21 protein-coding genes are annotated in these 21,441 nt (G+C 66.0%); 9 read left to right on the top strand and 12 right to left on the bottom strand.

Annotation, left to right across the window (positions count from 1 at the left end):
* Positions 1 to 63 precede the first annotated feature (63 nt).
* The 4 genes from ftsY to rpoH all read left to right on the top strand — a co-directional run bounded on the left by ftsY (position 64) and on the right by rpoH (position 4,009).
* A complete protein-coding gene (gene ftsY / locus NAV27_RS13660; RefSeq protein WP_102829106.1) occupies positions 64 to 1,362 on the top strand; it encodes a signal recognition particle-docking protein FtsY in 1,299 nt (432 codons plus the stop codon).
* Entirely contained in the window at positions 1,359 to 2,027 is a 669-nt protein-coding gene (gene ftsE / locus NAV27_RS13655; protein ID WP_008568533.1) for a cell division ATP-binding protein FtsE, read from the top strand. The genes ftsY and ftsE overlap by 4 nt, the downstream gene beginning before the upstream one ends.
* Positions 2,027 to 3,043 (top strand): permease-like cell division protein FtsX, encoded by a 1,017-nt coding sequence (ftsX, locus tag NAV27_RS13650; protein WP_008568532.1) that lies wholly within the window; start codon positions 2,027 to 2,029, stop codon positions 3,041 to 3,043. Before ftsE ends, ftsX begins: the two co-directional genes overlap by 1 nt.
* Before the next feature lie 111 nt (positions 3,044 to 3,154).
* Positions 3,155 to 4,009 (top strand): RNA polymerase sigma factor RpoH, encoded by an 855-nt coding sequence (gene rpoH / locus NAV27_RS13645; RefSeq protein ID WP_008568531.1) that lies wholly within the window; start codon positions 3,155 to 3,157, stop codon positions 4,007 to 4,009.
* Between the two features lie 85 nt (positions 4,010 to 4,094).
* Here rpoH and NAV27_RS13640 read toward each other — a convergent pair whose 3' ends face one another.
* From NAV27_RS13640 to mtgA, 3 genes are all read right to left on the bottom strand, one after another.
* Entirely contained in the window at positions 4,095 to 6,650 is a 2,556-nt protein-coding gene (locus tag NAV27_RS13640; RefSeq protein ID WP_102829105.1) for a hybrid sensor histidine kinase/response regulator, read from the bottom strand.
* A 137-nt stretch (positions 6,651 to 6,787) separates the two neighbouring features.
* Positions 6,788 to 8,728 carry a phosphodiesterase DibA gene (dibA, locus tag NAV27_RS13635; RefSeq protein ID WP_102829104.1) on the bottom strand — a complete coding sequence of 647 codons (1,941 nt, stop codon included), beginning with the start codon at positions 8,726 to 8,728 and terminating at the stop codon, positions 6,788 to 6,790.
* A gap of 149 nt (positions 8,729 to 8,877) precedes the next feature.
* Complete coding sequence (gene mtgA / locus NAV27_RS13630; protein ID WP_102829103.1) at positions 8,878 to 9,582, bottom strand: monofunctional biosynthetic peptidoglycan transglycosylase; 705 nt, start codon at positions 9,580 to 9,582, stop codon at positions 8,878 to 8,880.
* 70 nt (positions 9,583 to 9,652) lie between these two features.
* Between mtgA and NAV27_RS13625 the strand changes: the two genes are divergently transcribed.
* From NAV27_RS13625 to NAV27_RS13605, 5 genes are all read left to right on the top strand, one after another.
* Positions 9,653 to 10,036, top strand: coding sequence for a DUF423 domain-containing protein (locus tag NAV27_RS13625; protein WP_102829102.1), 384 nt, complete (start codon positions 9,653 to 9,655; stop codon positions 10,034 to 10,036).
* A 64-nt stretch (positions 10,037 to 10,100) separates the two neighbouring features.
* Complete coding sequence (thiS, locus tag NAV27_RS13620) at positions 10,101 to 10,316, top strand: sulfur carrier protein ThiS (RefSeq protein ID WP_256430462.1); 216 nt, start codon at positions 10,101 to 10,103, stop codon at positions 10,314 to 10,316.
* Positions 10,317 to 10,398: 82 nt separating this feature from the next.
* Positions 10,399 to 11,193 (top strand): thiazole synthase, encoded by a 795-nt coding sequence (locus NAV27_RS13615; protein ID WP_043299496.1) that lies wholly within the window; start codon positions 10,399 to 10,401, stop codon positions 11,191 to 11,193.
* A gap of 63 nt (positions 11,194 to 11,256) precedes the next feature.
* On the top strand, positions 11,257 to 11,970 hold the full coding sequence (trmB, locus tag NAV27_RS13610; RefSeq protein WP_043299497.1) for a tRNA (guanosine(46)-N7)-methyltransferase TrmB: 714 nt from the start codon (positions 11,257 to 11,259) through the stop codon (positions 11,968 to 11,970).
* Between the two features lie 158 nt (positions 11,971 to 12,128).
* Positions 12,129 to 13,466, top strand: a complete 1,338-nt coding sequence (locus NAV27_RS13605; protein ID WP_043299498.1) for a DUF1329 domain-containing protein — start codon at positions 12,129 to 12,131, stop codon at positions 13,464 to 13,466.
* A 60-nt stretch (positions 13,467 to 13,526) separates the two neighbouring features.
* On the opposite strand, the gene NAV27_RS13600 is transcribed toward NAV27_RS13605, so the two are convergent.
* From NAV27_RS13600 to proC, 9 genes are all read right to left on the bottom strand, one after another.
* On the bottom strand, positions 13,527 to 13,850 hold the full coding sequence (locus NAV27_RS13600; protein ID WP_043299499.1) for a DUF3392 domain-containing protein: 324 nt from the start codon (positions 13,848 to 13,850) through the stop codon (positions 13,527 to 13,529).
* A gap of 9 nt (positions 13,851 to 13,859) precedes the next feature.
* On the bottom strand, positions 13,860 to 14,990 hold the full coding sequence (hemW, locus tag NAV27_RS13595; protein ID WP_102829191.1) for a radical SAM family heme chaperone HemW: 1,131 nt from the start codon (positions 14,988 to 14,990) through the stop codon (positions 13,860 to 13,862).
* Between the two features lie 65 nt (positions 14,991 to 15,055).
* The gene (rdgB, locus tag NAV27_RS13590; protein WP_102829100.1) at positions 15,056 to 15,652 is read right to left on the bottom strand and encodes an RdgB/HAM1 family non-canonical purine NTP pyrophosphatase; all 597 of its coding nucleotides are present in this window, start codon (positions 15,650 to 15,652) and stop codon (positions 15,056 to 15,058) included.
* Positions 15,649 to 16,071, bottom strand: coding sequence for a DUF4426 domain-containing protein (locus NAV27_RS13585; protein ID WP_102829099.1), 423 nt, complete (start codon positions 16,069 to 16,071; stop codon positions 15,649 to 15,651). Before NAV27_RS13585 ends, rdgB begins: the two co-directional genes overlap by 4 nt.
* 26 nt (positions 16,072 to 16,097) lie before the next feature.
* Positions 16,098 to 16,697, bottom strand: coding sequence for a methionine biosynthesis protein MetW (metW, locus tag NAV27_RS13580; protein ID WP_043299502.1), 600 nt, complete (start codon positions 16,695 to 16,697; stop codon positions 16,098 to 16,100).
* Positions 16,698 to 16,706: 9 nt separating this feature from the next.
* Positions 16,707 to 17,846 carry a homoserine O-succinyltransferase MetX gene (metX, locus tag NAV27_RS13575; protein WP_077682778.1) on the bottom strand — a complete coding sequence of 380 codons (1,140 nt, stop codon included), beginning with the start codon at positions 17,844 to 17,846 and terminating at the stop codon, positions 16,707 to 16,709.
* An 80-nt stretch (positions 17,847 to 17,926) separates the two neighbouring features.
* Complete coding sequence (locus tag NAV27_RS13570) at positions 17,927 to 19,894, bottom strand: dynamin family protein (RefSeq protein WP_102829098.1); 1,968 nt, start codon at positions 19,892 to 19,894, stop codon at positions 17,927 to 17,929.
* Positions 19,895 to 20,010: 116 nt separating this feature from the next.
* Positions 20,011 to 20,601 carry a YggT family protein gene (locus NAV27_RS13565; protein WP_008568510.1) on the bottom strand — a complete coding sequence of 197 codons (591 nt, stop codon included), beginning with the start codon at positions 20,599 to 20,601 and terminating at the stop codon, positions 20,011 to 20,013.
* Between the two features lie 9 nt (positions 20,602 to 20,610).
* Positions 20,611 to 21,435, bottom strand: coding sequence for a pyrroline-5-carboxylate reductase (gene proC, locus NAV27_RS13560; RefSeq protein WP_102829097.1), 825 nt, complete (start codon positions 21,433 to 21,435; stop codon positions 20,611 to 20,613).
* Between the last annotated feature and the right edge of the window lie 6 nt (positions 21,436 to 21,441).

Below are 21,441 nucleotides of genomic sequence, written 5' to 3'. Positions count from 1 at the left end.
ATAGCGCCCGTCCAGCCGGCCGCGTGGCTGCCGGCGTTTCGCATCCTTGAGAATATCTTCTCCATGTTTGGTTCCAACGACGACAAGAAGACGCCGGCCGAGCCCGGCGAGAAGAAGGGCCTGTTCGGCTGGCTGCGCAAGAAGCCGCAGGCGCCGGCCGCCGAACCGCCCGCCAGTGAGCCGCCGGAAGACAGCCAGCCACTGGCCGAACACGCGGATATCCAGGCTGCCGAGACGGCCGAGGCGCTGGCCGCACAGTCCGAGCGCACTGCCGAGCCGGAGCAGCCCATTGCCTCCCCAGCACCCGTTCTCGCAGAACCCGTTCCTGAAGAGCCCCAGCTAGAAATCGAGCCAGAAGTCGAGCCTCCGCTCGAAGCGCAGCCCGAACCGCAGCCGGCCGCTGCCGCGCCGGCGTCCGAGGCCCCGGCCAAGCTGGGCTTCTTCGCCCGCCTGCGCCAGGGCCTGTCGAAGACCAGCGCCAGCATCGGCGAGGGGATGGCCAGCCTGTTCCTCGGCAAGAAGGCCATCGACGACGACCTGCTCGAAGAGCTGGAAACCCGCCTGCTGACCGCCGACGTCGGCGTCGAAGCCACCGGCGTGATCATGCAGAACCTCACCCGCCGCGTGTCGCGCAAGGAACTGGCCGACAGCGGTGCGCTGTACAAGGCGCTGCAGGAAGAGCTGGCGAGCCTGCTGCAACCGGTCGAGCAGCCGCTGATCATCGACAGCCAGGCGCGGCCCTACGTGATTCTGGTGGTCGGCGTGAACGGCGTCGGCAAGACCACCACCATCGGCAAGCTGGCGCGCAAGCTGCAGCAGGAGGGCAAGAAGGTCATGCTCGCTGCTGGCGACACCTTCCGCGCCGCCGCCGTCGAGCAGCTGCAGGTGTGGGGCGAGCGCAACAACATCGCGGTGATCGCCCAGCACACCGGCGCCGATTCGGCCTCGGTGATCTTCGATGCGGTGCAGGCCGCCAAGGCCCGTGGTGTCGACGTGCTGATCGCCGACACCGCCGGCCGTCTGCACACCAAGGACAACCTGATGGAGGAGCTCAAGAAGGTCCGTCGGGTGATCGGCAAGCTCGACGAGACGGCGCCGCACGAGGTGCTACTGGTGCTCGACGCCGGCACCGGACAGAACGCGATCAATCAGACCCGCCAGTTCAATCAGGCGGTCGAGCTCACCGGGCTGGCGCTGACCAAGCTCGACGGCACCGCCAAGGGCGGGGTGATCTTCGCCCTGGCCAAGCAGTTCGGCACGCCGATCCGCTACATCGGCGTCGGCGAGGGTATCGATGACCTGCGCACCTTCGAGGCGGATGCCTTCGTGCGGGCGCTGTTCGGCCAGCAGGACGGCAAATGATCCGTTTCGAGCAGGTCGGCAAACGCTACCCCAACGGCCACGTCGGGCTGCACGAGCTATCCTTCCACGTGCAGCGCGGCGAGTTTCTCTTCGTCACCGGTCATTCCGGCGCCGGCAAGAGCACGCTGCTGCGCCTGCTGCTGGCGATGGAGCGGCCGACCAGCGGCAAGCTGCTGCTGGCCGGACAGGACCTGTCGCGCATCACCACGGCGCAGATTCCGTTCCTGCGCCGGCAGATCGGCGTGGTGTTCCAGAACCATCAGCTGCTGTTCGATCGCACAGTGTTCGACAACGTCGCGCTGCCGCTGCAAATCCTCGGGCTGAACAAGCGTGAAATCGGCCAGCGGGTGATGACCGCGCTGGAGCGCGTCAGCCTCAAGGACAAGGCGCTGCAGTACCCGGCGGACCTGTCCACCGGTCAGCAGCAGCGCGTCGGCATCGCCCGCGCGGTGGTGCATCGGCCGGCGCTGCTGCTGGCCGACGAACCCACCGGCAACCTCGACCCGCGGCTCGCGGCCGAGATCATGGGCGTGTTCGAGGACATCAACCGCCTCGGCACCACGGTATTGATCGCCAGTCACGATCTGGCGCTGATCGCGCGCATGCGTCATCGCATGCTGACGCTGCAGCGTGGTCGCCTGATCGGCGACGGGGAGGCCAGCTGATGAGCGACGAACGCAAAGCCAAATCCAATACCAGCGCGGCCGAGCGCGTCGGCGGCTCGGTGAAGAAAACCGAGCACAAGAGCGACGAGCCGGATTTCCAGACGCTGCTGCATGCCTGGCTGGAAAGCCATCGCGCCAGTCTGGTGGACAGCGTCAGTCGGTTGTTCAAGCAGCCGATCGGCAGTTTCTTCACCTGTCTGGTGATGGCGGTGGCGCTGAGCCTGCCAATGGGGCTGGCGCTGCTGCTGGACAACGTCGAACGCCTCGGCGGCTCCTGGCAGCGCGCGGCGCAGATCTCGCTGTTCCTCAAGCTGGACATCGATGCGGCACGCGGCGAGAAGCTGCGCGACCAAGTGGCGGCGCTGCCCGATGTCGCCGAGGCGACGTGGATCAGCCGCGAGGCGGCGCTGGAGGAATTCCAGCAACTGTCCGGGCTCGGCGAAGCACTCAAGGAACTACCGGAAAACCCGCTGCCCGGCGTGGTGCTGGTTACGCCCGAGGAAGTCGACAAGGACAAGCTCGAAGCCCTGCGTACGCGGCTGGCGGCGCTGCCCGGCGTCGAGCAGGCGCAGCTCGACCTGCTGTGGGTGGAGCGGCTGACGGCGATCCTCAAGCTCGGCGACCGCTTCGTCTTCGGCCTCAGCCTGCTGCTGATCGCCACACTGCTGCTGGTGATCGGCAACACCATCCGCCTGCATATCGAGAACCGACGCACCGAGATCGAGGTGGTCAAGCTGGTCGGCGGCACCGACGGCTACGTGCGGCGTCCGTTCCTCTACATGGGCGCGCTCTACGGTCTGGGCGCCGGCCTCATCGCCTGGCTGTTGCTGGCCTACGGTCTGGGCTGGCTGAACGAGGCGGTCACGCGGCTGGCGGGGCTCTACGGCAGTGATTTCGGCCTGGCCGGCGTGCCTTCGGGCGATGCCCTGTCGCTGGTGATCGGTGCCGTACTGCTGGGTTATATCGGTGCCTGGCTGGCCGTGGCGAGGCATTTGAGCGAATTGGCGCCGCGCTGATAACTCGTTGATATATAAGAGCTTATCGGTAACGTAAGTGAACTTTTCGGTGTGCTTGAAGTCTCATGCGGCAGTGCTAAACTGCTGCAGCTTCACTATCGGAGGAACTGCATGACCACGACTCTGCAACCTGTTCACGCGCTGGTCCCGGGAGCCAATCTCGAGGCCTACGTGCACACCGTAAACAGCCTGCCGCTGCTTACCGTCGAGCAGGAGCGCGAACTGGCTGAGCGGCTGTTCTACCAGCAGGACCTCGAGGCCGCGCGGCAGATGGTTCTGGCGCATCTGCGCTTCGTCGTGCACATCGCCCGCAGCTATTCCGGCTATGGGCTGGCCCAGGCCGACCTGATCCAGGAAGGCAACGTCGGCCTGATGAAGGCGGTCAAGCGCTTCAACCCGGAAATGGGTGTGCGCCTGGTGTCCTTCGCTGTGCACTGGATCAAGGCGGAAATCCACGAATTCATCCTGCGCAACTGGCGCATCGTCAAGGTCGCCACGACCAAGGCGCAGCGCAAGCTGTTCTTCAATCTGCGCAGCCAGAAGAAGCGTCTGGCCTGGCTGAACAACGAGGAAGTCAACCGCGTGGCGGACAGCCTCGGCGTCGAGCCGCACGAGGTCCGCGAGATGGAAAGCCGTCTGACCGGCCACGACATGGCCTTCGATCCGGCTGCCGACGCCGACGACGACAGCGCATTCCAGTCGCCGGCGCACTATCTGGAAGACCATCGCTACGACCCGGCCCGCCAGCTGGAAGATGCCGACTGGAGCGACAGTTCCACCTCCAGCCTGCACGAAGCGCTGGAAGGCCTCGACGAGCGCAGCCGCGACATTCTCCAGCAGCGCTGGCTGAGCGAGGACAAGGCGACGCTGCATGACCTGGCCGCCAAGTACAACGTCTCCGCGGAGCGCATTCGCCAGCTGGAAAAGAATGCGATGAACAAGCTCAAAGGCTCGATCCAGGCCTGACGCATAACGCGGCGAAGGTTCTGTTGAACGCGGGAGTGGTCTGACGACCCTCCCGCGTTTTTCATGGGCGCTCGGTCAGCGCCGCTCAGCGCGACGGTGCGAGTGCATGCTGCACGGAGGTCAGTAGCTGAGTGCTGGTGATCGGCTTGTGCAGCCAGATGGTGTGCTCGTCGGCAATGCCGGGGTCGAGCTGGTTGGCGGCGGAAATGACGATCACCGGCAGGCTGCGCAGCGCCGGATCGCGGCGGATCTCCTCGATCAGTTGGCGGCCGCTGCCATCGGGCAGGTGCAGGTCCAGGGTCATCGCCTGATAGCCGCCGGCTGCCAGCCGTTCCCGCGCTTGGTACAGGCTCTGCACGCGATCCACCGCATAACCGCCCTCGCGCAGCATCAGGTGCAGCAGACGGCCGGTGTCCGGTTCGTCCTCGACTACCAGCAGGCGCGGACGTCCGTCATCGTCGTTGCTGTCGCCGTACAGCGAGGTCTGCACCGGCAGTTGGCACCAGAACGTCGTGCCCTGGCCGTCCACGCACTCGAAGCCGACGCTGCCGCCCATGCGCTCGATCAGTTCCTTGCTGATCGCCAGGCCCAGGCCGGTCCCGGCGATCTTGCGGCTGTCCGAGGCATCGGCCTGGGCGAACTTCTCGAACACGTGCTGACGGAACGCCTGCGGGATGCCCGGACCCTGATCGCTGACGCAGACGCGCACCTGATTGCCGCGCATGTTGGCGTGTACACGCACTTCGCCGTGTTCGGGGGTGAACTTGATGGCGTTGGAGAGGAAGTTGTTCAGCACCTGTTGCAGGCGCAGGCCGTCGACCCAGACGTTGACCCGCGGCGGCGCTTCGAGCACGCAGCGTACGCCGTGCTGCTCGGCGAAGCCCCGGTTGCTCGCCACGGCGTCCTCCAGCAGGCGCGCCAGGTCGTGTTCGCGCAGCTCGAAGGTCATCTTGCCGGCGGCCATCTTCTCCATGTCGAGCAGGTCGTTGATCAGGTGACCGAGGCGCTGGCTGTTGCGGTAGGCGATCTCGAGCATCTGCTGCATCGCCGCCGGAGCTTCGCCCAGAGCGCCGCCGGTGATCAGTCCGAGCGCGCCGCTGATCGAGGTCAGCGGCGTGCGCAGTTCATGGCTGACGGTGGAGACGAACTCGTTCTTCATCTGCTCGATGCGCTTGCGTTCAGTCAGGTCCATCAGGGTGCCGCTGATGCGTTGCGCCTGGCCGTTCGCGTCGCGCTGGATGTAACCGCGCAGCAGGACCGGCATCACCTCGCCGTGCTTGTGCTGCAGGCGCAGTTCGGTGGTGAAGTGGTCGACGTCCGACAGCATCGTCCGGGCCAGACGGGCACGTTCGCGCGCGAGGTCTTCGGCGACCATGACCCGTTCCCACAGCTTGAGATCGGAAGGTAGTTCGCCGGGGCGATAACCGAGCATCTCCCAGGCGCGCGGCGAGGCGTAGAGCGTGCCGGCTTCCAGATCGAGGTCCCAGAGGCCGTCATTGCTGCCCTTGAGCGCGAGCGACAGACGCTCCTCGCTCAGCCGCAGGGCCTGCTTGTTGCAGCGGATGTGCCGGGTCATTTGTTCGGCGAGCGCCTGGGCGCGCTGGTGGCGCAGCGCCAGCGAGGCGGTGAGGAAGAACAGCAGCAGGCTCAGGCCCAGCCCCAGGCCGACCACCAGTGCGTCGTTGGTGTGAAAGCGCGCCTCGAATTCCGGCAGGCTGTTCAGGCGCAGGGTCCAGGTCTGACCGTACAGCTGCAGCTGTTGCAGACGGCTGTAGACGGGCTGGTGGGCATTGTCGGGCGCCTGATGGGTGGTGAACAGCAGGTGCTCGGACTGTTCGCGGTCGCTGGCATAGACGCTCAGATCCAGCGGCAGGTCGACATCGCCGAGAATGCCCTGCATCAGATCGCCCAGCCGGTAAGGGCTGTAGACGAAGCCGCGCAGCGCCGTCATGCGCTGCTCGGCGGTGTCCAGCGGTAGCCCTGGGCGGTACACCGGCACGTAGAGCAGCACGCCGGCCTGCACGTTGCCATCGATCTCCTGCATCAGGGTGACCTTGCCGGTGATGCTGGTCTTGCCCTCCCGCGCCGCCCGCAGCATTGCCTGGTGGCGCGCTGGTTCGGCGTACATGTCATAGCCGAAGGCTGCGCGGTTGCGCGCATCGAACGGCTCCAGATAGACGATCGAGGTATACAGCGGGCGCTGGCCCTCGGGGCGAATGGCGTAGTCGGGAAAACCTTCGGCACGTATCGCCGCCTCGTGCGCCGCGCGCTCGGCGGGCCGGATCGCCTGGGCGAAGCCGACGCCCTGGATGCCCGGGTAACGCTCGTCGAGGCGCAGGCGCTGCGTATAGGTGTGCCACTGCTCGCGGCTGACCAGGCCGCTGGCGTCGAACAGGCCGGCACCGCCGAGCAGGATCTGCTCGTGGTTATGCAGGCGACGCTGGATGGCCTCGATGACCTTTTCGCTGAGCAGGTCGAACTGCTGGCTGGCCGCCTGCTCCTCGTTGCTGCGCAGGTGTTGGAACACCACCAGCTGCACCAGCAGCGTGAACAGCAGGACCAGCCAGGCAATGCCGTTGCGCCAGCCGATCAGTTGGCGCCAGCCGGTCGAGGAATCATTGTCGATTGCGGGATCGCCCATAATTGACTGCAAGGCGCCACCAGACGCGAATGGAGACGGATTCAATGGGTTGCCGGGCGTTTCGGCTCAGCCGTGCGCAGCCCTGCCTTCGCCGCAGGGTAGTGCACCGGCGCGAGAAAGCCTACCCATGGATGATGTCAGACTGACATATGGCGCCCGGCAACGACCTGCGACTGGCCGTACTCCATACGGGTGATCTGCCAGTCGATCTCCTGCGCGGCACGCGGGCGGGCGAAGCCGTAGCCCTGGCCATAATCGCAGCCGTGCTCCAGCAGGAAGGCCGCCTGGTAAGCCTGTTCGATACCTTCGGCGACGACCTGCAGCCCGAGGTTGTGTGCCAGGCTGATGACCGAGCGGGTGATCGCCGCGTCTTCCAGGCTTTGCGGCAGGCCGCGGACGAAGCCCTGATCGAGCTTGAGCTTGTGCACGTTCATGCGCTTGAGGCGCAGCAGCGACGAATAGCCGGTGCCGAAATCGTCGATCGCCAGGCGCACGCCGAGTTCGCGCAGTCGGCGCAGCTGCTCGCTGGCGGCGTCCGGGTCCTGCATCATCGCGCTTTCGGTGATTTCCAACTCCAGATACTGGGCCGCCAGGCCGGTTTCGCCGAGGATGCCGGCGACCTGCGCATCGAGTTCGCCGTAACTGAACATGCGGCTGGAGACGTTGACCGCCATGAAGTGCAGCGCCCGGCCGGCGTTCAGCCAGTCCCGCATCTGCCCGCAGGCTTGGGTCATCACCCAGTGATCGATGGCGCCGATCAGCCCGCTGTCCTCGGCGAGGGGGATGAAAACGGCTGGCGAGATCGGCCCCTGCTGCGGATGCGTCCAGCGCACCAGCGCCTCGAAGCCGACGATCGTGCCGTCGGTGAGGTCGTAGATCGCCTGATAGTGCACTTGCAGCTGATGCTGCTCCAGCGCCTGGCGCAAGGCGGTGATCAGTTCGACGCGCTGGCGGGCCTGACGGGTCAGCTCCTCGGAGTAAAAGGCATAACTGCCGCGGCCGTCGTGCTTGGCCTTGAACAGCGCGGAATCGGCGTTGCGCATCAGCTGCTCGACGTTCTGCACGTTGGTCGGCGAGGGATACAGCACGATGCCGATGCTGGCACTGCTGAACAGCTCGACCTCGCCGAGGCGAAAGGGTTGGTTCAGCGCACCGAGGATGCGTAGCGCGAGTGACGCGGCCTGGTCGGCACCGCAGTTCTCACAGAGCAGGGCGAACTCGTCGCCGCCCAGGCGGGCGAGAGTCATGCCCTCGCGTACCAGCTCCCCAAGCCGGCGCGCGACGGCTTGCAACAGCGCGTCGCCGAGACTGGGGCCGAGGCTCTCGTTGATGTCCTTGAAGTGGTCGAGGTCGATCAGCAGCATCGCCCCGCCACGCTTGTGCGCACGGGCGCGCTCGATGTCCTGTTTGGCGCGCTCGCTGAACAGCAGGCGGTTGGGCAGCTGCACCAGCGGATCGTAGTGCGCCAGCTGCTCCAGCTCCTCGCGCGAGCGTTTGAGTGCGGTGAGGTCGGAAAATACCGCGACGTAATGGCTGAGTTGCCCGTGCTCGTCGTGGATGGCGCGCAGGTTCTGCCACTGCGGGTATACCTCGCCGCTCTTGCGACGATTCCAGATCTCGCCGCTCCAGGCGCCGGTGCTGCGCAGGGAACGCCACATGTCGCGATAGAAGTGCCGGTCATGCTGCCCGGACGCGAACAACTTGGGGGTCTGGCCGAGCACTTCGTCGATGGCGTAGCCGGTGATGCGGCTGAACGCCGGATTGACGTGCACGATGCGCTGTTCGGGATCGGTCACCAACACGCCTTCCTGGGTGCTGTCGAACACCGCGGCGGCCTGTCGCAGGCTGGTTTCCTGTTGGCGCTGGGTCTGCTGTTGCGCGGCGGCCCGACGGATATGCTGGCGCCCGAGCAGATACAGCAGCGTGCTGGTGACCAGTACGAACAGCCCGCCCTTGAGGCTATGCCAGCCGGCCTGGCGGCCATCGGTGAGGGCCAGCAGCAGCGGATCGCTGATCAGCACCCAAGTCATGGCCAGCAGGAAGTAACCCAGGCACAGCCGGAGGAGAGGCGTATTCATGTCCTGCTTCGGATCCGTAGAGGTACTGCTCGAAGAAAGCCACAGTGCGCTGTGGTGCCAGGGGTTGCGGTGCGGTCGACGATGATCGCCGTACTGCTAGACGTCGGTCGAGCCGCGGGTGTCACGCCGATCGCAGTGCCGGCGGTCGCTCAGCGCTCGACTTCCAGGCGCTGCAGATAATGGCTGCCGCCCAACTGACGCATCTGCCGGCGGATCCAGTTCGCTCGATTGCTCACGTAGGCGCTGGGGCGGCCGGCGCTCCACTCGCGCGGGTTGGGCAGCACCGCGGCGAGCAGGCAGGCCTGGCGGGTCGACAGGTACGGCGCACCCACACCGAAGTGCTGCCGTGCGGCCGCTTGCGCTCCGAAGATGCCCGTGCCCCATTCGACGCTGTTGAGGTAGACCTCAAGGATGCGCTGCTTCGGCCACAGCAGTTCGATCAGTGCTGTAAACCAGGCTTCGACGCCCTTGCGCAGCCAGCTGCGACCGGACCACAGGAACAGGTTCTTGGCCACCTGCTGGCTCAGCGTGGAGGCGCCGCGCAGCGAACCGCCGCTGGCGTTGTGGCTGAAGGCCGCGCGGATCGCGGCGACATCGAACCCCCAGTGCTCGGCGAACTTCTGGTCCTCGGCGGCGATCACCGCCATCTTCAGATCGTCCGGCAGCTCCTGCCACGGTCGCCATTCTCGCTGCAGGTCGATGGGCTTGCCGTCGATCCAGGATTCGATCTTGCGCTCGACCATCAGCGCGGTGAACGGCGGCGGCACCCAGCGCAGCAGCAGGACCAGCGCGGCCGACAGGGCGGCGGTCCAGAGCAGCAACTTGATCAAGCGGCGCAGCAGGAAGCGGAGCATGTGGCGTGGTCGCAGGCAAAAAGAGCCGGCATTATAGCGGCCGTTACGCAGCCACCACCCGGACGACCCGATGATTCGTGCATACCTGCCGCTCGCCGCCGGCTTCGGCCTCACCGGCGTTGCGCTCGGCGCCTTCGCCGCGCATGGCCTGAAAGCCAGCCTGAGCGCCGAGTACCTGGCCATCTTCCAGACTGCCGTGCTGTACCAGCTGATCCATGCCCTGGCATTGTTCGGTGTCGCGTTGCTGAGCCTGCACGCGCCGGGCCGGCTGCTGCGTGCGGCCGGGGCGTTGTTCGCCATCGGTGTCGTGCTGTTCAGCGGCAGCCTCTACCTGCTGACTCTGACCGGCATCGGCAAGCTCGGTATCGTCACGCCGCTGGGCGGTACCGCCTTCCTCGCCGGCTGGCTGTGCCTGGGGCTGGCCGGCTGGCGCCTGCCTCGTCGAGCGGGATGAACGGCCGCCGCCGGCGCTTTGGTGTGCCGGGTGGTTCGGGCTAGAATGCCGACCCCCTTTCGCAATGGCGGCGAACCCCATGCTGATTCAGTTGAATGGCGAACCCTACCAGCTGCCCGCCGGCCAGACGGTCGCCGATCTGCTCGTGCGCCTGGAACTGAGCGGGCGGCGCCTGGCAGTCGAGCTCAATCGCGACATCGTGCCACGCAGCGCGCATGCCGCGACGGCGCTCAGCGAGGGCGATCACGTCGAGGTGGTGCACGCCATCGGCGGCGGCTAGCGCTCCCAGCCACCTAGATTCGAAGCGTCCGCTGCCGTGACGGCGGCCGTTGTGCTGTTCAACCTCCGAACGAGGATTACCCATGCGCGCAGTTCCGAACGACAAGCCCTTCATCCTGGCTGGCCGCACCTATCAATCACGGCTGCTGGTAGGCACCGGCAAATACAAGGACCTCGACGAGACGCGCGACGCCATCGAGGCCTCCGGCGCGGAGATCGTCACCGTCGCCGTGCGCCGTACCAACATCGGCCAGAACCCCGGCGAGCCGAACCTGCTCGACGTGATCAGCCCCGAGCGCTACACCATCCTGCCGAATACAGCCGGCTGCTACACCGCCGAGGATGCGGTGCGCACCTGTCGCCTGGCGCGTGAGCTGCTCGACGGCCACAAACTGGTCAAGCTGGAAGTGCTGGCCGACCAGAAAACCCTGTTCCCCAACGTGATCGAAACCCTCAAGGCCGCCGAAGTCCTGGTCAAGGACGGCTTCGACGTGATGGTCTACACCAGCGACGACCCGATCATCGCCCGCCAGCTGGCGGAGATGGGCTGCATCGCGGTGATGCCGCTGGCCGGCCTGATCGGCACCGGCCTGGGCATCTGCAACCCGTACAACCTGCGCATCATCCTCGAGGAGGCTACCGTACCGGTGCTGGTGGATGCCGGCGTGGGTACCGCGTCCGACGCCACCATCGCCATGGAGTTGGGTTGCGAGGCGGTGCTGATGAACAGCGCCATCGCCCATGCGCAGCACCCGGTGCTGATGGCCGAGGCGATGAAATACGCCATCGAGGCTGGGCGTCTGGCCTATCTCGCCGGACGCATGCCGAAGAAGCTTTACGCCAGCGCTTCGTCGCCTCTGGAAGGACTGATCCGCTGATTCCTCTCGTGGCCGGTCCCGATGTCGAGTCGGGGCCGGCTTTTTTGTTTTCGCAGGTATCCCATGACTGAACCGACCTCCACGCCCGAGCAGCCGCTCGAACATCGGCGCACCATCAAGAGCTTCGTGATGCGCGCCGGCCGCACCACCCTCGGCCAGCAGCGCGGCATCGAACTGGGCTGGCCGAAGTTCGGCCTGGAGCTGAGCGACGGCCTGCGCGACTTCGACCAGGTGTTCGGCCGCCAGGCGCCGCGTACCTTCGAGATCGGCTTCGGCATGGGCCATTCGACGCTGGAAATGGCCGCCGCCGCGCCCGAGCAGGACTTCATCGGCGTTGAAGTGCACAAGCCGGGGGTGGGGGCGCTGCTCAGCGGACTTCTGTCACAAAACCTGCAGAATGTTCGCGTCTACAGTTGCGACGCGCTCGAGGTCCTGCGTGAATGCGTCGCCGACGCCAGCCTCGATCGGGTTCTGCTGTTTTTCCCCGATCCTTGGCACAAAAGCCGTCACCATAAACGCCGTATCGTGCAACCGGCTTTTGCCGAGCTGATCCGGCAGAAGCTCAAGGTCGGTGGCGTGCTGCACATGGCGACCGACTGGCAGCCGTATGCCGAGCACATGCTCGAGGTGCTGAGCGCAGCGCCGGGCTACCGCAATCTCGCAACCGACGGCGCTTACGTGCCGCGGCCCGCGGAGCGTCCGGTGACCAAGTTCGAGCGCCGCGGCGAGCGCCTCGGTCACGGCGTCTGGGACCTGAAGTTCCAGCGCGTCGACTGAGTCGGCACGCACCGCCGCACAAGAGCCGCAGCCAAGCGGCCGCAGGATGCACAACGCCAGGACGGCTCGCCTGCCCGAACCGAACAACAATGCCAGCGGATGGCCGCGAGCCTGCACATGCACGGCCGTCGTCGTCCGCCACAAGGGGGAAGTAGACGATGTACGTGAAGATTGCAGTGCTGCTGACGGCCTGTGCCAGTTGGCCGGTACTCGCCGCGGTGGATGCGAGCCAGGCGGCGCGCCTGGGACAGGACCTCACGCCGCTCGGCGCCGAGCGGGCCGGCAACGCGGACGGCACCATCCCGGCGTGGACCGGCGGTGTCACCCCGCCGGCGAGCTACCAGCCGGGCATGCACCATCCCGATCCGTTCGCCGATGATGCGCCGCTCTATCGCGTCGACAAGAACAACCTCGCCGAGCATGCCGCGCGGCTACCCGAGGGTCTGGCGGCGCTGCTCGAGCGCTATCCCGACTTCCATCTGCGCGTCTTCCCGACCCGTCGCAGCGCTGCAGCGCCGCAGCGTATCTACGAGGCTACCCGGGCCAATGCCCAATCCGCCGAGCTGATTGCCAACGGTAATGGCATCCAGGGCGCGGCGGCCGGCATTCCCTTCCCGCTGCCGCAGAACGGCATGGAGGCGATCTGGAACCACGTGCTGCACTACAAGGGCGATCAGACCCACATGATCAACCACCAGGCGGTGGTGATCGGCGGCCGTGCCAACTACATCAAGCGCGATCGTCACGTGTATTACGTCTACAACCGCGAGGGTATGGAGCAGGGTGATCTGAACAACACCCTGCTGTACTACAAATACCGGGTGACCGCACCGGCCAAGCTGGCCGGCACCTCGCTGGTGGTACAGGACCCGATGGATCAGGTGCTGACTACGCGCAAGGCCTGGCGCTACAGCCCGGGTGACCGCCGAGTGCGGCGCCTGCCGTCGCTGGCCTACGATTCGGTGCAACCGGACACCAGCGGCCTGGCCACCGCCGACGTGGTCGACTCGTTCAACGGCGCGCCGGATCGCTACGACTGGCAGCTGCTGGGCAAGCGCGAAATGCTGATGCCCTACAACAGCTATGCGGTGCACCAGCAGGGCATTCCTTACGACGACATCGTCCTGCCGCGCACGCTCAACCCCGAGCTGCTGCGTTACGAGCTGCATCGCGTGTGGGTGGTCGAGGCGACCCTGCGTACCGGCTTCACCCATCCTTACGCCAAGCGGCGCTTCTACCTCGACGAGGACAGCTGGCAGATTCTCGCCGTGGATCTGTTCGATGACGGCGGCCAGCTGATCGGCCTGCAGGAAAGCCATCCGATCAGTTACTACGAGGTGCCGATGTTCAACAGCACCCTGGAGACGCTGTATCACCTCAAGGACGGCAATTACTTCGTCGATGGGCTGGACAACGGCGAACCGATGTACGACTTCGGCGTGCGCCTGAGCCCCCACGACTTCTCGCCACAGGCGCTACGCCGCGGCGCGAACTGAGTCGAACGCCACACAAGAACGCCGCCCTCGGGCGGCGTTTTCATGTGTGGCGATGCGTGCTCAGTTGCGATCGGCGATCACTCCGACGATGAACAGCACCACCAGCAGCACCGGTGCCAGCGTGTAGTTGTTGAACTGCGCCAGCCCCTTCGCCAGCCAGGGGCTCAGGTAGATGATCCCCAAGCCGTAGACGATGGCGCAGAAGATCACGAACAGCAGGGTGCGCAGCACGAAGTTGAGTCCGCCGATGTTCTTCTGTACCCAGGCATTGAGCGCCGGGCCGAACAGCACGAACAGTGTGGCCATGATCGCCAGCGAGATATCCGACAGGTGACTGCGGCTCCAGCGCGACAGGCTGGCGATCAGGTCGAGTAGCAAATCCATGCGGGTTCCTTAGGGCAGGAAGAGTTGGAGCAGGTCGTTGAGAAACAGCTGGCCCTTGGGCGTCGCCACCAGCCGCTGCGGATCGGCGACCAGCAGGCCGCGCGCCTCGGCCTCGCGACGCCCGGCGGCGAGCAGGTCGAGCGACAGGCCGGTGCGCTGAGTGAACAGCAGTGCCGGCACGCCGTCGGTGAGGCGCAGCACATTCATCAGGAATTCGAAGGGCAGCTCGTCCGTCTGCAGCTGCTTTTCGCCGGCACGAAAGGGTTTACCCGGGTCGAGGTAGTCCTTTGGTGTGCGGGTCTTCCAGCTGCGCAGGATGCGCCCGTCGGTCTGGGTGAGCTTGGCGTGGGCGCCGGCGCCGATGCCGAGAAAGTCGCCGAAGGTCCAGTAGTTCAGGTTGTGTCGCGCCTGCCGACCGGGCTGGGCATAGGCAGAGGTCTCGTACTGGCGGTAGCCGTGTTCGGCGAGCAGTGCCTGTCCGGCTTCCTGAATGTCCCAGAGGATGTCGTCGTCCGGCAGCAACGGCGGTCGGCTCCAGAACTCGGTGTTCGGCTCGACGGTCAGCTGGTACCAGGACAGGTGCGTCGGCTGCTGGGCGATGGCGGTGCGCAGGTCTGCCAGCGCGTCGTCCAGACTCTGCTGCGGCAGGCCGTGCATCAGGTCCAGATTGAAGTTGTCGAAGCCGGCGGCGCGCGCCATGTCGGCGGCGCGGACGGCCTCGTCGCCATCGTGGATGCGGCCCAGTGCCTTGAGCTTGTCGGCCTGGAAACTCTGCACGCCGATCGACAGGCGATTGATGCCGAGCTGGCGATAGTCGTGGAACTTGGCCTGCTCGAAGGTGCCCGGGTTGGCTTCCAGGGTGATCTCGATGTCATCGGCGAAGCCCACCTGCCGCTCCAGCCCGTCGAGGATGTGCCCCAGCGCCGACGCGCTGAACAGGCTCGGCGTGCCGCCGCCGAAGAAGATCGAGGTCAGCCGGCGCTGCTGTACCTGTTCGAGATCCTCGTCCAGGTCGGCCAGCAGCGCGTCGGCATAGGCGGCTTCTGGCAACTCGGCGCCGGCGGCGTGGGAGTTGAAGTCGCAGTACGGGCATTTGCGCACGCACCAGGGGATGTGCACATACGCCGCCAGTGGCGGCAGCGGGTCGAGCGGCGCCGTTTGGTGTTGCCCGGATACCGCGCTGGCTGCCGTGTCCGAGGCAATGATCACGCGATGCCCAGGCGCTGCTTGAGCAGTGACATGGCCCGCGCGCGGTGGCTGAGCTGGTTCTTCTCGGCTGCCGGCAGCTCGGCGCTGGAGCAGTCGCATTCGGGCACCCAGAACAGTGGGTCGTAGCCGAAACCGTGCTCACCGCGCGGGGCGTGCAGGATGCGCCCGTGCCACAGGCCTTCGCAGATGATCGGCAGCGGGTCATCGGCGTGCCGCACCAGCGCCAGTGCGCAGACGAACTGGGCGTCGCGCTCGGCGTCCGGCACGCCCTGCAGAACGTGCAGCAGCTTGGCGTTGTTCGCCGCGTCGCCCTGGCCGTCGGCATAGCGCGCCGAATAGATGCCCGGCGCGCCGCCAAGCGCATCGACCGCCAGACCGGAGTCGTCGGCCAGTGCCGGCAGTCCGGATAGCCGCGCGGCGTTACGCGCCTTGAGAATGGCGTTCTCGATGAACGACAGGCCGGTCTCTTCCGGCTCGATGGTGCTGAACTCGGCGATCGAGCGGACGCGCACGCTATCGCCGAGCATGGCCTGGAGTTCCTTGAGCTTGCCGGCGTTGTGGCTGGCAAGCACCAGTTCTTTGAAAGGCATCATTCGTCGGGGAAGATTTCCTGGTTGAAGTCGAAGGTCACCGGCTCGCCATCCTGCGGCTTGACCGTCAGGCTGAAGCGCAGGGTTTCCTGGGAGTCGATGGGGAACTGCGCCAGGTAGTACAGCGCCGCATCGCCTTCCTTGAGCTGCTTGAAGGTCAGCGGCCGGTCCTGCCCGAGCAGGTTCTTCACCGTGCCGCTGACCTGCGCCGGCACCGCCTTGCCCTGCTTGAGCACGGAGACGTTGACCACGCCCTGCGTTTTGCTGCGCACCAGGCCGGCCGCGGCGGCGACGTCCGGCTGCAGGAAGCCGGAATTGAAGGCGATGTAGTGAATGTCGTACTCGCCGGCGCTGTGCTTGCGCTCGGCGAACGCCGGCAGCGCGAACAGCGCGACCAGCAGGCAGATCAGGGCACGTTTCATGGTCTCTCCTCCAGCAGTGCAGCCGGTCATCGGGCCGGTCCGGTAACGCGGTAGATGCCGATCTCGCCCAGCAGGTTGGGCCACAGGCGACTGCCCCAGCCGTGTCGGTGATCGCGATCCACCGCCAGTCGCTCCAGCACCCGCGCGCCACGTTCATGGCAGAGCCGTTCGAAGTCCTCGAAGGTGCAGAAGTGAATGTTCGGCGTGTTGTACCAAGTGTAGGGGAGGAACTCGGAAACCGGCATGCGGCCCTTGCTCGCCAGGTACCAGCGACAGCGCCAGTGGCCGAAGTTGGGGAAGGTGATGATGCACTGGCGACCGACGCGCAGCATTTCCTTCATCAGCAGGTCGGGGTAGTGCACGGCCTGCAGCGCCTGGGTCATCACCACCATGTCGAAGCTGTCGCTGGCGAAGTTGCCCAGACCCTTGTCCAGGTCCTGCTCGATGACGTTGACGCCCTTTTCGATGCAGGCGGCGATGTTGTCGGGGTCGATCTCCAGGCCGTAGCCGCTGACCTGCTTGTGGTCGCGCAGCCAGGCCAGCAGCTCGCCGTTGCCGCAGCCGAGGTCGAGCACCCGGCTGCCGGTCGGAATCCAGTCTTGGATGATGTCCAGGTCGGCGCGCATGGAGGTTCCTTATACGGCGATGCGGTTCATGTAACCGCGAAAGGCCTGCAGGTAGCGGGGATTGGGGATCAGGAAAGCATCGTGGCCTTGCGGCGCGTCGATCTCCAGGTAGCAGACGTTCTTGCGTGCGGCGAGCAGCGCGTCGACGATTTCCCGCGAGCGCTCCGGCGAGAAGCGCCAGTCGGTGGTAAAGGACATCACGCAGAAATCGGCCTTGGCATCGGCGAAGGTCTTGGCCAGGTCGTCATCGTGCGCGGCGGCCGGGTCGAAGTAGTCCAGCGCCTTGGTCATCAGTAGGTAGGTGTTGGCGTCGAAGCGGCTGGAGAATTCCTCGCCCTGGTAACGCAGGTAACTCTCGACCTGGAATTCCACGCTGTTGAAGTCGTAGTTGAGCTTCTCGCTGCGCAGGCCGCGACCGAACTTGGTGCCCATCGCATCGTTGGACAGGTAGGTGATGTGGCCGACCATGCGCGCCAGCATCAGGCCGCGCTTGGGAATCACGCCCAGATCCTGGAAGTGCCCGCCGTGAAATTCCGGGTCGGAGAGAATCGCCTGGCGCGCGACTTCGTTGAAGGCGATGTTCTGTGCCGACAGCTTGGGCGCCGAGGCGATCGCCAGGCAGTGGCGCACGCGCTCGGGGTAGCTGATGGTCCATTGCAGCGCCTGCATGCCGCCCAGGCTGCCACCCACCACGGCGGCCCATTGTGCGATGCCGAGCTGGTCGGCCAGACGTGCCTGGCTGTGCACCCAGTCCTCCACGGTGACCACCGGGAAGTCGGCACCATAGACCTTGCCGGTCGCCGGATTGAGGCTGCTCGGGCCGGTCGAGCCGTTGCAGCCGCCGAGGTTGTTCAGGCTGACGACGAAGAAGCGCTCCGTGTCGATCGCCTTGCCTGGCCCGATGCAGCTATCCCACCAGCCCGGCTTGCGATCGTCCGGGCTGTGGTAGCCGGCGGCATGGTGATGGCCGGACAGCGCATGGCAGATCAGCACGGCATTGCTGCGCGCGGCGTTCAGTTGGCCGTAGGTTTCGTAGATCAGCTGGTAGTCAGCCAGCGTGCGGCCACAGGCGAGTGCCAGCGGTTCGGCGAAATGCGCGACCTTCGGACTCACCAGGCCAACGGAATCGGCTGGAATGGCAGTGGGCATCGACCCTGGCTCTTGCGAAAAGAAGGCGGCAAAGTCTAAAGGGAAGCGCGCCGCAATTCATCTGCAATCGCTGCGGCCGATCAGCACCGAGCCGCATCCGTCAGGTTGACCACCTTGGCCTGGCGCCGCCGCGGCGCGGGCAGGCGCAGCACGCGCAGCATTTCTGCCGCCTGCGCCAGCTGCTGGTCCAGCTCGCCGCTGTAGCGGGTCAGCAGCTGGCCGCGCTGGCTGTCCTGCTGGCTGGTCTGCGCCAGTGTCTTGAGGCGCAGCATGTGGATCTCCAGCTGTTGCTTGTTCTCCAGCGCATGCTGCAGCAAGGGCGTCAGCGCGTCGCCAGCCCAGCTCTTGGCCTCCTGCCGCAGGCGCTGGTGCAGGCCGATCACCTCCTGCACCAGCGTGGCGAAGAAGCGCCGGGTGAGCGCGCTCTGTTCGGTGAGCAGGGTCTTGAGCTGCAGGCGGAACTGGTCGGCCTTGCCCTGCAGGCTGCGCAGTTCGTGCTGGAACGGCTGGAGCTCGAACAGCGGCGCATCGAGGCCCTGCAGCGGGTTTTCCTCGTTGTGCCGCTGGTAGATGGCAACGACCACCTTGTTGGCGCGTGCGGCTTCGAGTTCCAGCGCGTGCAGGTCCTGCTCGACGCAGCGGAAGAAATGCAGGATGGCCAGGTTGATACCCAGCGTCGTCAGGCTGCCGGTGAGGCCGCGACGCAGACGGGCCAGGTGCTCCTCCAGGCGCTCGGCGCGAATGGCCGCGCCGAGCAGCTCGCCCTGACGCTGCAGCAGGTGCTGATTGGTACGCAGTTCGAGCAGGCGTTTGTGATGGCGGTTGTGGTCGTGACGGGTGCGCGCGGTCAGCTCCAGCAACATCTGCCCGTTGCCTTCCTGGTGGTTCTCCAGCAGCGCGCGCTGCTCGTTGACCTTCTCGCGGCGTAGCTGCAGCACCTGCTGGCTGTTGTGCAACAGGGCGAGCACCTGGCGCACTACCTGCTCTTCGAGCAGTCGCTCCTTCTGCGCCAGGATGCGCGCGGCAAGCAGCTGCTCCAGCGCTTCGAGCTGGCTGCGCTCGAGCAGCGCCTGATCGCCGCGCACCTTACCCAGCAGGGCCTGCTTGGCCGACAACGGCAGCACCTGGTCACTGTCGATGCCCAGTTGCTGGGCGGTGCTGGCGCGCATCTGGTCAATCGCTTCGCGGACGAACTCGTCGCCGGCAGGGTCGTCCCACAGCACGTCGATCTTGTTCAGCACGGCGAACAGGTTGCCGCGGGTATCGCTGTCGAGCTGGCAGACGTGCCGTCGCCAGATGTCCATGTCGCTGGCAGTGACGCCGGCATCGGCGGACAGCATGAACAGGACGGCTTGGGCGTTGGGCAGCATCGACAGGGTCAGCTCCGGTTCGCTGCCCAGCGCGTTCAGGCCCGGGGTATCGAGAATGCGCAGGCCCTGGCGCAGCAGCGGATGATCGAAGCTGACCAGCGCATGGCGCCAGGCCGGCACCAGCACCTGCTCGGTGCCGTCGGCGCGCTCCAGCGTCTCGGCCTGGAATCCCAGTTCGATCGCCTGCTCGACCGACACGGCCTTGGTCCGGGCGACCTGGGTGAAGGCCTCGACCATGCTTTGCGGATCGTGCGGGTACAGCGGGATGTTCAGCCAGTGCCGCGGCGTGCGCTTGAACTGCGCGATGCTGGTGTCTTCCAGGCGTGATTCGATGGGCAGCAGGCGGATGTAGCAGCGCTCGGCCCGCGGGTCGAAGAACAGCTCGGTCGGGCACATGGTGGTGCGCCCCGCGCGTGACGGCAGGATGCGTTGGCCGTAGCTGGAAAACAGCAAGCTGTTGATCAGCTCGGTCTTGCCGCGTGAATACTCGCCGACGAACGCCAGGGTGATCTGATCGGTGCGCAGGATGCGCAGCGCACGCTCGAGACGGGCATCGACCGCCTCGCTGCCGAGGCGGTTGTGCAGCAGCCAGCTGCGATAGCGGGTGATCTCGCGGATCAGGTCGCGTTTCCAGGTGACGTAGGCGTCCACCTGTCGATCGAGTCGTTCCATGCTCATCCCGGGTCCCTGGGGAAGTGGTACGGCGATTTATCCGATTCGCTGACAGACGGTCAATCCGCGACCGCCGGTTGGCCGCCCGGTGGGCCTGTGAAGCCCCCGGACGGTCGTCAGGCTCAGATCAGCATGCGCAGAATGTTGGGCATGTGCGTCATGGTCGCCAGGTTGTTGACCACCAGCATGTCCAGCAGCTTGATCGCCAGGAAGGCGAAGATCGGCGAGATGTCGAGCCCGCCGAGATTCGGCAGCAGGCGACGGAACGGAGCCAGCACTGGCTCGCACAGCTGGCTGACCAGCTGCGCGCCCGGGTTGTGGCTGCCCGGCGCGACCCAGGAGAGGATCACGCTGATGATCAGTGCCCAGAAGAAGATGTTGAGAAACAGCCCGGTGATGCCGATCAGTGCCCATATCAGCAGCAGAATCGGGTTGCCGGTGGTGCCGTAGGCGACCAGCAGGATCAGCGCCATCAGCACGATTTGCACGATCAGCGCGAGCAGCAGCGACGACAGGTCCAGCGTGCCCATGCTCGGAATCACCCGGCGCATCGGCCGCAGCAGCGGGTGGGTGGCCTTGACGATGAACTGGCTGAGCGGGTTGTAGAAGTCAGCGCGCACCAGCTGCAGGATGAAGCGCAGCAGGACGATCAGCAGGTAGAGGCTGCCGAGCGTCTGGATGATCAGGATCAGGGCTTGCGAAAGTTGGGACATGAATGCTCCTTATTGGCCCAGTTGTTCGGCCAGCTCGGCCGAGCGGTGCGCGGCGGCGTTCAGCGCCTGCTGCACCAGTTGCTCGAAGCCGCCAGCCTGGAAGGCTTTGATCGCCGCTTCGGTGGTTCCGTTCGGCGAGGTGACGCGGCGCCGCAGCTCGGCGGCGTCGACGTCGCTTTCGCAGGCCATGCGCGCCGCGCCCAGGGCCGTCTGCAGCGTCAGTTGCGCGGCGGTTGCGCGTGGCAGCCCGAGTTGTTCGCCGGCCGCGGTCATCGCCTCGATGAGCAGGAAGAAGTAGGCCGGGCCGCTGCCGGACACGGCAGTGACCGCGTCGATCAGCTGTTCTTCGTCCAGCCACAGGGCCACGCCGACCGCCGAAAGCAGCTGTTCGGCCTGGTGCTTCTGCATAGTGCTGACCTGTGCATTGGCGAACAGGCCGCTGACGCCCTGGCGCAGCAGCGCCGGGGTGTTCGGCATGCAGCGCACGATGGCCCGCGGCTGCGGGCCGAGCCAGCGCTGCAGGCTGTCGCAGGTGATGCCGGCAGCGATGGAAACGATCAGCGTGGTCGGTGCAAGCTGCGCTGACAGGTCGCGGCAGACGGCCTGCATCACCTGCGGTTTGACCGCCAGCACCACCACATCGGCATTCGTCAGCGCGTCGCGGTTGTCGGCGAAGGTCTGGATGCCGTGCTCTGCGCTGATTCGCGCGCGCTGCTCGGCACCAGGATCGCTGGCGCGGATGGCGTCGGCGGCGACACCCTGGGCGCGCAGACCGCCGATCAGGCTGGCCGCCATGTTGCCGGCGCCGATGAAAGCGATGCGGGGAGAAGTCATAGCAAT

It is taken from the genome of Stutzerimonas degradans (assembly GCF_024448505.1).
GTDB classification, from domain to species: domain Bacteria; phylum Pseudomonadota; class Gammaproteobacteria; order Pseudomonadales; family Pseudomonadaceae; genus Stutzerimonas; species Stutzerimonas degradans.
Note: the sequence above shows the minus strand (reverse complement) of the source record. Positions and strands in the feature narration are given on the sequence as shown.